At 37.5% G+C, this 12,606-nt stretch carries 13 protein-coding genes; 6 read left to right on the forward strand and 7 right to left on the reverse strand.

All coding sequences use genetic code 11. From position 1 onward, the window contains the following. Positions 1-9 precede the first annotated feature (9 nt). From ABLC00_RS08670 to ABLC00_RS08695, 6 genes are all read left to right on the forward strand, one after another. A complete protein-coding gene (locus ABLC00_RS08670) occupies positions 10-636 on the forward strand; it encodes a 2'-5' RNA ligase family protein (protein ID WP_033846321.1) in 627 nt (208 codons plus the stop codon). Then, a complete protein-coding gene (gene cobU / locus ABLC00_RS08675; protein WP_033846320.1) occupies positions 624-1,142 on the forward strand; it encodes a bifunctional adenosylcobinamide kinase/adenosylcobinamide-phosphate guanylyltransferase in 519 nt (172 codons plus the stop codon). Before ABLC00_RS08670 ends, cobU begins: the two co-directional genes overlap by 13 nt. 2 nt (positions 1,143-1,144) lie before the next feature. Further along, positions 1,145-2,200 (forward strand): nicotinate-nucleotide--dimethylbenzimidazole phosphoribosyltransferase, encoded by a 1,056-nt coding sequence (gene cobT, locus ABLC00_RS08680; protein ID WP_033846319.1) that lies wholly within the window; start codon positions 1,145-1,147, stop codon positions 2,198-2,200. Then, on the forward strand, positions 2,193-2,792 hold the full coding sequence (locus ABLC00_RS08685; protein WP_033854178.1) for a histidine phosphatase family protein: 600 nt from the start codon (positions 2,193-2,195) through the stop codon (positions 2,790-2,792). Before cobT ends, ABLC00_RS08685 begins: the two co-directional genes overlap by 8 nt. A gap of 126 nt (positions 2,793-2,918) precedes the next feature. Next, entirely contained in the window at positions 2,919-4,487 is a 1,569-nt protein-coding gene (locus ABLC00_RS08690; RefSeq protein ID WP_033846317.1) for a histidine-type phosphatase, read from the forward strand. A 108-nt stretch (positions 4,488-4,595) separates the two neighbouring features. Then, a complete protein-coding gene (locus tag ABLC00_RS08695; RefSeq protein ID WP_033846316.1) occupies positions 4,596-5,336 on the forward strand; it encodes an adenosylcobinamide-GDP ribazoletransferase in 741 nt (246 codons plus the stop codon). A 47-nt stretch (positions 5,337-5,383) separates the two neighbouring features. Here the strand turns inward: ABLC00_RS08695 and ABLC00_RS08700 are convergent, their stop codons facing one another. From ABLC00_RS08700 to ABLC00_RS08730, 7 genes are all read right to left on the reverse strand, one after another. Beyond that, positions 5,384-7,504: a TonB-dependent receptor gene (locus ABLC00_RS08700; protein WP_033846315.1), complete on the reverse strand. Its 2,121-nt coding sequence runs from the start codon at positions 7,502-7,504 to the stop codon at positions 5,384-5,386. Positions 7,505-7,570: 66 nt separating this feature from the next. Next, a complete protein-coding gene (locus ABLC00_RS08705) occupies positions 7,571-8,062 on the reverse strand; it encodes a hypothetical protein (protein WP_032047546.1) in 492 nt (163 codons plus the stop codon). Positions 8,063-8,198: 136 nt separating this feature from the next. Further along, positions 8,199-9,308 (reverse strand): 3-deoxy-7-phosphoheptulonate synthase, encoded by a 1,110-nt coding sequence (locus ABLC00_RS08710; RefSeq protein WP_016805781.1) that lies wholly within the window; start codon positions 9,306-9,308, stop codon positions 8,199-8,201. A gap of 96 nt (positions 9,309-9,404) precedes the next feature. Continuing rightward, positions 9,405-10,289, reverse strand: a complete 885-nt coding sequence (locus ABLC00_RS08715) for a sulfite exporter TauE/SafE family protein (protein ID WP_002049910.1) — start codon at positions 10,287-10,289, stop codon at positions 9,405-9,407. Between the two features lie 138 nt (positions 10,290-10,427). Next, a complete protein-coding gene (locus ABLC00_RS08720; RefSeq protein ID WP_004709004.1) occupies positions 10,428-10,724 on the reverse strand; it encodes a hypothetical protein in 297 nt (98 codons plus the stop codon). Beyond that, entirely contained in the window at positions 10,721-12,277 is a 1,557-nt protein-coding gene (locus tag ABLC00_RS08725; protein WP_033846314.1) for a PepSY domain-containing protein, read from the reverse strand. The genes ABLC00_RS08720 and ABLC00_RS08725 overlap by 4 nt, the downstream gene beginning before the upstream one ends. Next, positions 12,270-12,569: a hypothetical protein gene (locus ABLC00_RS08730; protein ID WP_033846313.1), complete on the reverse strand. Its 300-nt coding sequence runs from the start codon at positions 12,567-12,569 to the stop codon at positions 12,270-12,272. The genes ABLC00_RS08725 and ABLC00_RS08730 overlap by 8 nt, the downstream gene beginning before the upstream one ends. Positions 12,570-12,606 lie beyond the last annotated feature (37 nt).

Raw genomic sequence — 12,606 nt, forward strand, 5'->3', positions numbered from 1 at the left:
TCCACACTCATGGTGCCGACGTCTATGCGGGATTATCCTGAATGGCACCTTGGGCGTCAAAATTACGCTTTATGGTACCTAGAAATTAATGATCTGAAATTAGTTCATTATCTAGATCAATTGCGTGCGCATTTTTCAGAATTTCTAGTAGAGCCTAATCACCGTCAATATCATGTCACGCTGTTTATATGCGGTTTCTTGACTCATGGGACTAAAGTTCATGATGATGACTTTTATTTTAGTGAATTTGTGCAGCAAAGGGAAATTTTAAGAAAAGAAAATATTGCACCATTTCAATTAAAAATTGGTTCGGTTGATAGCTTTAGTAGTGCTTTATTTGTAGAAATTCAGGATAAAGAAAATATTTTATCTCTCATGCGTCAAAAATTAGGCTCAATTTCTAATGAAATTGCCGCTTTAGATTACTATCCGCACATTACATTGGGTTTGTATAAAAAAGACTATAGTAGTGATTTGATTTTACAAAAAATTTCTCAATTACCTGTACAATACGATCAGGCTGAATTTGATCTTAAATTTGAGCATTTAACCTTTGGTTATTATGAGGCTCAAATTTTACAAGGGCAGCTGTATCCGTATCAGCATTTGTTTTTAGGTGAGCCATGTTGCAATTGATTTTAGGTGGTGCTCGTTCTGGTAAAAGCCGACTGGCTGAACAAACGGCCATATCTATGCAATTAGCTGTCACTTATGTGGCGACGGCGCAAGCGCTAGATGCAGAAATGCAAAGCCGGATTGCCCATCATCAAAATCATCGTCCTGCTCACTGGTCTTTGGTTGAAGAACCATTATTTTTAGCAAAAACTCTGCAAGAAATTGATAGACCTAACCAAATTATTCTGGTGGATTGTTTAACACTTTGGCTAACCAATTTGTTACTTTTAGAAGATAAAAACGTTCAACAATTTGAGTGTGAACAGCTGTTAAAAGTTTTACCTATACTCCAGTCAGAAATCATTTTAGTAAGTAATGAAACGGGTTTAGGCGTTGTGCCACTCGGTGAGATAAGCCGCCGTTTTGTCGACGAAGCAGGAAGGCTACATCAAGCCTTAGGGCAAATTGCAGATAAGGTTGTGTTTTGTGTGGCGGGTTTTCCAATGATTTTAAAAGGTGAGAAATAAAAATGAACTGGTGGTTAGAATCTATACAGAAAGCTAATCTGGACGCAAAACAACAAGCGGAGCAACATCAACTCCAGCTTACCAAACCTACAGGTGCCTTAGGTGATTTAGAGCAGATTGCAATTACACTTGCCAGTTTACAGTCAAATGCACATCCACAAGTTAACCATCCATGGATTACAATTTTTGCAGGTGATCATGGTGTAGTTGAAGAAAATATCTCTGCATACCCTCAAGCTGTTACCCGTCAAATGTTGCAAAACTTCACAACTGGCGGTGCGGCAATTAGTGTCATTGCTAAATATCATCAAGCTCATTTACAAGTCATTGACTGTGGCACAGTAGGTGAACCATACCAGTACGCAGGTGTTGAACGTCACTTTATTCGTGCTGGCACTGCAAATTTTGCCAAACAAGCTGCAATGAGTACTGACGAATGCCGTGCTGCCTTAGAGTTAGGGAAAAAAAGTGTAGATACTGCTAAAGCGAATGGCGCAGATATTTATATTGCGGGTGAAATGGGTATTGGAAATACCTGTTCAGCTTCTGCGTTAGCCTGTCTTTTACTAAATGATACGGCTGAGCAATTAACGGGAGTTGGTACAGGAATTGGTGCCGATCAGTTAAGACATAAAATTGAAGTAATTGAAAAGGCAATTGAACTTCACCATAAACATGTCATTGGTGATGTCTTTAAAACACTATGTGCTGTAGGTGGTTTGGAAATTGCGGCAATTACAGGTGCTTATATTCGCTGTGCGCAAGTGGGTTTACCTGTGATTGTGGATGGTTTTATTAGTTCTGTAGCCGCTTTATGTGCGGTACGAATGAACCCTAAAGTACGTGACTGGATGTTATTTGGTCATCAATCGGCTGAGTATGGACACCTACGTATTTTACAAGAACTTAATGCTGACCCGATTTTAAAGATGAACTTGCGTTTAGGCGAAGGTAGTGGGGCTGGTACTGCCTTGGCATTAGTTAATATGGCATGTGTCTTACATAACCAAATGGCTACTTTTGCTCAAGCTGCTGTAAGCGGGGATAAAATTGGGTAAATTTAGGATCGATTTGCTCAGACATGGTGAAAGTCAGTATAGCCATACTTTACGTGGGCATTTAGATGATGAGTTAACAGCAAAAGGTTGGCAGCAAATGCAGTCAACCATTGAGCAAGTCACAGACCAGACATGGGATGTTATTGTAAGTTCCTCATTAAAACGATGTGCTTGTTTTGCTGAGGAACTTTCCAAAACAGCAGAACTCCCTTTACTTATAAATCATGACTTAAAAGAAATGTATTTTGGGGAGTGGGAAGGTATCTCAACTCAGCAAATTTATGAAACTTCACCTGAATTACTTGCAAACTTTTGGCAAAAACCAAGTCAATATTGTCCACCTCGCGCTGAAACATTAAACCAGTTTCAAAAAAGGATTCTGAAAGGCTTGCAGGATTTACTTACGCATATGCAAAAACATAATTTACAACATGCGTTAGTTGTTACTCATGGGGGTGTGATTAAGCTATTGGCTTGTTTAGCCGAGCAGCAACCTTTAGATGACTTACTTAAAATGTCGGCAGAACTTGGGAAATTATATTCTCTTGAATTTTCTGAAGCAGATGGTCAATTAACTTTTATGTTGAGATAGTTGAATTTTATATTTTTATACACTTGTAAGTTATTATTTTTAAAATGTTATTTTAGTCTGTGTAATAGAACTGTCATTGCTAGTATCTAAGCTATTGGCATTTCTTATTAATCACATATCTGGCTTATGAATATTTTATTTAAAACAACTTTGCTTGCAGCATCATTATTGCTCGCGGCTTGTAATAACAATGATGATCAAGAGGCTCAAACTGCACCATCCACAAACCCATCAAAATATTATCAAACGAAAACACCTTACCAACCTCAACAAGACTTAAAAAGCTATGAACAAGCGCCGACGGGGTTCCAGCCAGTTTTTACAGAGTTAGTGGCACGTCACGGTTCGAGAGGTTTATCAAGTCTGAAATATGATTTAGCGCTTTATAATTTATGGAAACAGGCAAAAGCTGAAAATGCCTTAACACCACTAGGTGAGCAATTAGGTGCTGACTTGGAAGCCATGATGAAAGCCAATATTTTATTGGGCTATGGGGTTGAAGGTATTCGCCAATACGGTTATGGAAATGAAACCATGACCGGTATTTTAGAACACCGCGGGATTGCCGATCGCCTATTACAGCGCTTGCCAACACTTGTAAACTCTCAAGCATCTATATTGGTACAAAGTTCTGGGGTAGATCGTGCGGTGGATAGTGCTAAATTCTTCACTGCTGAACTGATAAAACAACAGCCCCAGCTGAAAGATAAAATTGTTCCTGTGTCTTATACCAATTTATCGAGTTCAAGTGTTCCTAGTCTTGTAGACGGGGGTGTTGATCGTTTTAAACTTTATTTTCATAGTCTAAATGCGACTGAAGATTTAACTCAACCACTTAGTGCTAGCCAACAAAAAATTTATGATGCTAGTCAGGCCTATCAAGATTTCGAAGCAAACAATAAAGATTTAGCCCAAAAGTTGAGTGAGTTATCGAAGAATACTCAAGCAGAAAAAATTGCCCAGTCCGTACTCACTCCGATTTTTAAAGCAGACTTTATTAAAAAACTTGGTACGACAGGTTATAGTTTTAGCAATAATGGGTCTTTTACAGTAACTTCACCAAAAGGTGAGCAAATTACAGAAAAAGGTAAGGGTAAAAATACCATTGCTAGTGCAGTAGATGCTGCGGCTTATGTTTATGAGCTTTATTCAATTTCTGGTGGTATGAAAGATGAGTTAAAAGGTGTTGATTTTGATAAATATATGCCTTTGGAAGCCGCAAAATTTTATGCTGAATTTAATGATGCCAATGATTTTTATGAAAAAGGTCCAAGTTTCACAGAGTCGAACCAAGTTACAAGTGAAATTGCTCAAGGACTCAAACAAGATTTATTCCAACAAGTTGATGCTGTTGTAAATAAAGCTCAACCATATAAAGCAGTTTTACGTTTTGCCCATGCTGAAATTATTATTCCTCTGGCAACTAGCTTGGATTTGCATAATATGATGCAGCCGTTACCACTACGCCAGACTTATAACTATTCAACAAGTACATGGCGTGGTGAAGTAGTTTCACCTATGGCAGCCAACGTACAGTGGGATGTTTACCAAAATAGTCAAGGCTCGACTTTAGTGAAGATGCTTTATAACGAAAAAGAGACTTTATTTAAATCTGCGTGTAACTATGCGCGTTACACACCAACTAGTTTTTACTATGACTACATCAAATTAAAGCAGTGCTATCAAATACAGTAGTTTTTCACAGTTTTTGAAGTGTTTAATGGGAATAGGGATTGCTATTCCCATTTTTATTTCCTCATAATTCAGTTTGTTTTTATATATAGATCAGTTAGAGAGTGGGATATGACACCTTTTTGGATTGCATTGCAATTTTTAACTGTTCTACCTATTGAGTTAAAGACTATACCAACGGCGCAACAAAATGGTCGGGCTATTTTGTTTTATCCACTGGTTGGGATGATTATTGGTGGCATACTTTTTCTTGTTGTCTGTCTTTTAGCCAAATTACCCGTTGTTTTACTTGCCGCAATTATACTTACTTTATGGATTTGGCTGACTGGGGGATTGCATCTAGATGGACTGGCCGACACAGCTGACGCTTGGGTAGGTGGCTTTGGGGATAAACAACGTACTTTACAAATCATGAAAGATCCGAGCTGCGGCCCAATTGGAGTGCTGAGCTTAGTTATCATTTGTTTGCTCAAGTTTGCTTTGGTCTTTGTATTGATTGAACAACATCAAACGCTATTCTTAGTATTTGTTCCTGCACTTGGACGTGTGGTGCCATCTATTTTGTTTTTAACTACACCATATGTTCGCGAAAAAGGCTTAGGTCGTTCTTTGACAGACCATTTGCCTAAAACTGTTTCATGGATAATAGCTGCATTAATTTTACTGTTACCTTTGTATTGGGAATGGCAAGGGCTGATAGCTGTAATTGGTTTTTTAATAAGCCTGATTTATTTAAGATATCTGTTTATAAAACGAATTGATGGCATTACGGGCGATACCGTGGGCGCTACGATTGAAATTAGTGAAACCGTTCTGCTTTTTACTTTTGTCTTAAGTTGTTTTTATTTATAGTTAAATTAAGCGTTTGTGGCCAGTTGTGACCACAAACTTAAATTTACTTAATTACCAAAATGATAGCGTAGACCTATTAAATATGTACGTGGAGCTGCCGGTGTATAGCTCACTTCATTATTACTAAAAGAAGTGCTTTCAGCATAATGTGTATCTGCCACATTTAAAATCTGACCATATATTTCATAGGCCTTTTTACGATAGTTTGCACGCAGGTTGAGTACCATATGACCATCATATTTTTGAGTATTAGCGTCATTAATCCAATATGAACCTACATATACACCTTCTGCTGAAAGTAATAATTCGGGGATTGGCTTAATTTGATATTCAAGCGTACCAAAAGTTTTTGGTGCGCTCGGCATATCATTTCCACTGTAATCAATAGTAGCTGACGGCTGGAATTGTTCATAACGATGACGAGCCCAGCTACCTGAAATTTTCAATTTTTGGTCAAGCTGATCGGAAATTTGCCAAGTTCCACCGACTTCAATACCTTCATGAAGAGTTTTACCTGCATTACGTGGTTCACGGATATTATCGGGTTTAGTATAACTAATTACTTCATCTTCACCATTTAAACGATAAAGCGTAATTTCACCATCTAATCGGTCATTGAATGTTTTAAAACGGACACCTGCATCAATATTGGTAAAAGTTGCTTCAGTTAAATTCGGCGTAACTAAATTTGCGCCGTAAAGGCTACTGACCTCTGGTGGAACAAAGCCTTGTGACCAGTTTGTATAGAAGTCGATTTGAGGAGTAATATTCCAAATTGCTCCTAATTTTGGACTAGCCTTATGAAAATTTCTTGTTTCATCTGGAGCGCCAGTAACATTAGAAGGGGTTAGATTATTCTGATAGTCATAACGAATCCAATCATAACGTGTGCCGCCGACTAAGTTTAAGTTAGGCAAAGCTTGCCAATTCACTTGAGCATAGATCGCTTTATTATTAACGTCGACATCAAAATCACGTAAAAGCTTTCGCTGTTTAAAACTCGTATAAATACGTGTAACAGGATCTCGAAAAACTTCAATATCATTAGTTCTGCCCTGAGTCGGTGAGTGCTCAGCCATACTACCCACGACTAACTTGAATTGGCCTAAAGTTGCTGAGTGTTGTAGGTTGACTCCATAGGACTGAAAACTATTATAAGTGGTTTGCCCGCTGTAAGTTCCTGTTGCAACTCCATCTTTCTTGTCAGTTTTTATGTTATAGCTTGGATTTTGCTCGGTTGTATTATCCCGATAATATAAAGTGATTTGACTTTGCTGTTGATCATTCCAGTCATGACTTAGTTGGGAGGATATACGTGTTGCATCTACTTCCCGGTAAGTAAATGTTTGATAGCTATAACCAGGCCGTTTACTATAATCTTCAGTATTTAAGCTACCTGTCATATCTGCATATAAGTGGTTATAGGTAAATATATTTTTCAGTTTAGTTGAATCAGAAATTTGCCAGTCATGACGTACTGTAATGCTTTGTTTATCCGCTTCGGCATGATCTTGCCAGCTATCACCACGATCACTGGCATAGGCAGAAACTCTTAACCCATGGGTGCCAGTACGAGTATCAAAGGTATCAGAAGCTCCCACGTCAACACGGCGATAACCTTCACTACTTGCGCTCAGATCAATATCTGCTGTTGGTGTGGCACTCGGCGCCTTGGTTAAAAAGTTGAGGGTTCCGCCAATTGCATTACTTCCATAAACACTACTTGCTGGTCCACGTAAAATTTCAATATTGTCTACACCCGCCATATTCATCTCATACAGGGCATTATGGTTAAACACACCTACAGGTCGAATTGAAATGCCATCTTCTAGATATTGATAAACAGCAGCAGTAGTCATGGGTTGGCGTATAGACATCATGTGCTGTTCATTACCAAGATCATTCATCAAGACTCCTGGTGTTTGGTTTACAAGTTGTCCAATAAAAGTGGCATGTTTATTTTCTATTTGCTCACTATTGATTTGGCTAATTGCAGCTGGAGTTTTATTCAGTATTTCACCTTCGCGACTTGCCGTGACCACAATCGTTGCTAAGATTTTTGTGTCATTGTTTGCTGGTGTTAAGTCTTCAGCAAAAACTAGAGAGCTAGTTGAAGCAGATAAGCATGCTGCGCTTAAAACAGATAAGCGAAATTTGAGGGATGACATAGAATGACCCTATAAAAAGCAATAAATTTTGAATCCCTGAAAATAGGGATGAGAAAAGTTATGGTTTTATAGAGCAGTTGGTGGGGCGTGTTTAATCGGTAAAATATAGAAAGTAAGGGGGCGTTCTAGTTGTATGGTCCACGTATGACACAGACATCGTACACGGCTAAACCAACGTAAAATTAAAACAAAAATCAAAGCAATGAGTGGAATTAAAATTGCTGCATCTAGGCCATGCGTACATAACGGGCAATGCTTCATGATTTGAGTAGCTAGAGCAAAGACTTCTTGAGCATGCGAACTATGAAATTTATCTTGAACAGATTCCATATGATGATGAGCATGTGAAGCGTGATGCTGCTCCATATTAAAATTTTGTTGGTGGGCTGAATGCTCTAATACAACTGGTTGGCAGTGACTAGGCATAGTATACAACTCAGGTACGATGCCAATTTGCACAAGAGTAGGCAAAAAAATGTGCCATAGTAAACACAGCAAAGTGATAGCACTTAAAAGCGTGCGCCACTTCAGCAAATGTTGACGGAAACTCAGCACCATATTTTAGGCGGTCGTAGTGGAAAAACTCGTCGAAGTATAATCAAAAACGAATAGCTGTCATAGCTGAATTCCGACCAAACAAAATAAAAAAAACCCTCAAAAATGAGGGTTTAATCTTCAATCTTTAAAAGATGAATTAACGGTTAGGTAAAACATCTTTTAAAGCTTCATGCATTTCAAGCAATGTCTTTTCGGTAGTTTCCCAATCAATACAACCATCAGTGACTGATTTACCATATTCAAGGTCGCAAAGATTTTCAGGAATATCTTGACGGCCGCCTTTTAAATGGCTTTCGACCATAATACCTACGATAGACTTATTACCATCTAAAATTTGTTCAGTAATATTTTTAAGAACGAGCGGTTGTAAGTACGGGTCTTTATTTGAGTTTGCGTGGCTCGCATCGATCATGATTTTGTTGCTAACTTTTGCTTTTGCTAAAGCATTTTCTGCTTCTGCAACAGAGCCAGCATCGTAGTTTGGCTTACCATTACCGCCACGTAATACTACGTGTGCATAAGGATTACCATTTGTATTAATAATTGAAACCTGACCGTCTTCATTTAAGCCTAAGAAACTATGGCCATATTTAACAGACTGCATGGCATTGGTTGCGACAGTTAAACCACCGTCTGTACCATTTTTAAAACCTACTGGTGATGATAAGCCAGAAGACATTTCACGGTGAGTTTGGCTCTCGGTTGTACGTGCACCAATAGCAGACCATGAAATTAAATCTTGGTAGTACTGTGGAGAGTTAGGGTCAAGTGCTTCAGTTGCACAAGGTAAACCTTTTTCATTTAACTCAAGTAAAAGTTTACGACCAATACGTAGACCTTTCTCAATGTTAAATGAGTCATTCATATCTGGATCGTTAATTAAGCCTTTCCAGCCAATTGTTGTACGTGGTTTTTCAAAATAAACACGCATAACTAGATATAGAGTATCTTTAACCTTTTCGCTTAATGCTTTTAAGCGGTCAGCATATTCGTGAGCAGCTTTTGGATCATGGATAGAGCAAGGACCAATAACGACAAATAAACGTTTATCTGAGCCATCTAAAATATTACGAATAGTTTCGCGGCCTTTTAGAACAGTTTGGGAAGCAACATCAGATAATGGAAGTTCTGACTTAAGCTCAGCGGGTGTTACAAGAGTTTGGATACTTTTAATGTTAACGTCGTCGATATCTGGCTTTGAAACGGAATTTGAATGTGTAGTCATTGCTGTCACTGGTTCGATCATACTAAAGGTTGTTTTGTGTACTGAATATACCATGAAATAATTATGAAAATACTACATCTCATGGCAATTCAGTTTGGAAAAATCCTATTGATTTTACTATCTTTCAGTCGAGTTGCCTGTTTTTTCAGCAACTACTGCTTGTTGTACCACAGCTGCTTTTGGTTTGGCTTTGACTGGGTGGACCATAAAGTTAACACCAAGAGCAAATAGAGTAATACCCAAAATTTTACGGATTAAACGTTCCGGCATACGTGAGCTAATTAATGTGCCAATAATAATTGCCGGAATAGAACCTACCAACAACCACATAAGTAGCATAAAGTCGACGTTACCGGCACTCATATGTCCAAGACCGGCAACTAAGGTTAGTAATACTGCATGTACGACATCTGATCCAATAATTCGAATCATTGGTAAGTTCGGAAACATAATCACGAGTGCCATAATTCCAAAGGCACCAGCACCAACAGATGATAATGTTACGAATACACCTAGAATAATGCCCATAATCACAATATAGGTGCGTTTATTTTGAACAGCTAATTGCTCATTTTCAGTTTGGGTATTCTCTTTATTTCGGAATTTATTAAAGAACTTTTCAATACGAGTACGGAAAATAATAGAAACACCAGTCAAGGTCAGCATAAAGCCTAATACCATTGTTAAAACAGCTTTATAGTGTGTTGACTGACTTAAATAATGTTCCAATACCCAAGCAGTACCGAAAGACGCAGGAATACTACCCACTGCTAGCCATAAAACGATAGGCCACACGATATTGAGTTTTTTTGCGTGAACCATTGATCCACAAAACTTTGAAATTGCGGCATAAAGTAAATCGGTACCAATTGCGATATGCGGTTCAATTCTAAAAAGACCAATTAAAATTGGTGTCATTAATGACCCACCACCAACTCCTGTAATACCTACACAGAAGCCAACTAACATACCCGCTAAGATAAATTCAAAAGCACCAGACATCTTTATCGCCACTTATCACGAAACGCAGATATCTTATTCCTTTTAGAGATAAACAGTTGTCATGAATAATGATTTACTTATGCAAAAAAACGCTAAGCAATCAAAAATATGCCTATTTTGATGGAATTTTATTCAATTTCATGACTTGGATGATGATTTGAAAGCTCTCAATGGGTTAAGCCAAAGTATGAGTAAAAAGGTAAGAGGTGTTGCAAAGATCCACCAGCTGACAAAACCAATTGAAAAACCATATTTTTTGATGAGAATAAACCCGCTTAACGCAAATAGTAAAAAGGCCAATATCCTCAACAATGAATAATATTTTTGAGCTAAAGATTTGAAATGACCAGTTGATTTAGGTGAGCGATATTTTTCAGTCGATATGAATAGTAAATACATGCCTAGTAAAGTCAGGATAAACACAAAGAACATCATGAATTCACCTCAATATTTAACTTATTCAGCTTTTTTTGAATTTTTTCTATGGCTTTATGTTGAATCGGTTTAATTTTAAAAAATATGAAAAGGGCTAAGGCTGCAAATAACCAGAAAAAAATGTCTATGCGTGCAAAATCCCAATAAGCATTAAAGTTTTGGACATAATGATTTTTTAGCAAATAACTTATATTCAAGAGAGGAAGTGCTATACAAAGCAAAATGAAGATGCCAAGTTGAGTTCGCCACAAATATTGTTTTTTAGTGATGAGTGCAATAATCAAGCTTATTAGCCACACCAAGAAGAAGCTATAAATTTCATAATTGATAGTAGTTGTCGTGACTGTAAACAATCGATTTGCATATAAATAAGCAAGTGTTGCACAAGGCAAACCTATAAATGTAGCAACATTTAAACGATCAACTAAATAATGCCCAAAATGAAACTTACTATTTTTCTTTTGAAGTTGGCGTTTTAGGCTCCAAAGTAACAAGCCAGATGCAATCATTACACATCCTAAAATACCAGAGAAAAACAACCCTAAGCGAAGTAAAGGCTGAGCAAAAGTTGCCATGTGTAAGCCATATACTCCAGCATAAAGTGTAGCAATAGGACTATGATTACGTGTATCACCCAAGACTTTAGCGGTTGTAGCATCTAATGTGATTTGTGCTTGATTACGGGTAATAGAATGGTCTTCTTGCTGAATAAACGTAATTTGAGCCTGATTCGTATTTGGGTTTTTAACACTAATAGTTGCTAAAGTTTGATTTCCCCAACGTTGTTCTAGTTGAGCTAATAACTTTTCAACTGGTAAATTCTGTGCAGGATGCGGCGCTGTACTTTCTGTGACTGTTTTTGTACGAATTTCGGTAAAATATTGATATGGATTCTCTGGATAGAATTTTTGCATTCCCCAAGGAAGATATAAATAGAAGAAAATAGCCAAGCCTGTAAAAGTAATAGTCAAAAAGAAGGGCAGTGCAAGAACAGATGAAACATTATGAAAATCTAACCATGAACGCTGAGACTTAAAGGTCCGTAAAGTAAAAAAGTCGCTAAAGATTTTTTTATGGGTAATAATGCCTGAGATTAAGGCAATTAACATAATAAAAGCCGCTAAAGATACAACGAGCCGTCCAATTAATATCGGAATACCAAAAAGTTGATAGTGAAAACGATAGAAGAAGTCACCACCTTCAGTTGCTGAAAGTTTTAGTTCTTGACCAGTATTTGCATCAAGTGTTGCATTTCCATAACCACCGTCTGGTTTTTCCCAATACATAGTGTTAGCAGGACTTTCTGCGGTAGCAACAGTTAAATACCAAGATTTGGCATCTGGAGCGTTTTTTTGTAAGTACTGATATGCTGTTTTAATTGCCACATCTTGTTTTATTTCGTAATGTGCAAGTGCTGGTTGCATCCATAAATTAATTTCATGGCGGTAATACGACAAACTCCCCATTAAAAAAATAGTAAATACGAGCCATCCAAAAATTAATCCAGTCCATGAATGCAGCCATGCCATAGATTGGCGTATACCTTTATGCATAACTCACCATCCGTGTCACAATAAAGAAAAGGGTAAATAGCACGATTGATAGCCCAGTCACTTTCCATAATGATTGAATGCAAAAACCAATCATCACAAAAAATACATAAAACAAAATAGAGATAAAGGCTGCCAAATAAATGGCTTCAGGTTTATCTAGAGTCAAATGAAAGATACCAGTAAGCCCAAGACTTAAATAAGCCATACAGGCATAACCCATACCGAAAACGACTAAAAATCGATAGAAAACTTTTATACGATATGACATAGGGAGATTTAATGTTTTGGACATCTTTACTGGCACATAAAAAATAAAAAAAAGCCAACAC

It is taken from the genome of Acinetobacter nosocomialis (genome assembly GCF_041021905.1).
In the GTDB taxonomy this organism is placed as follows: domain Bacteria; phylum Pseudomonadota; class Gammaproteobacteria; order Pseudomonadales; family Moraxellaceae; genus Acinetobacter; species Acinetobacter nosocomialis.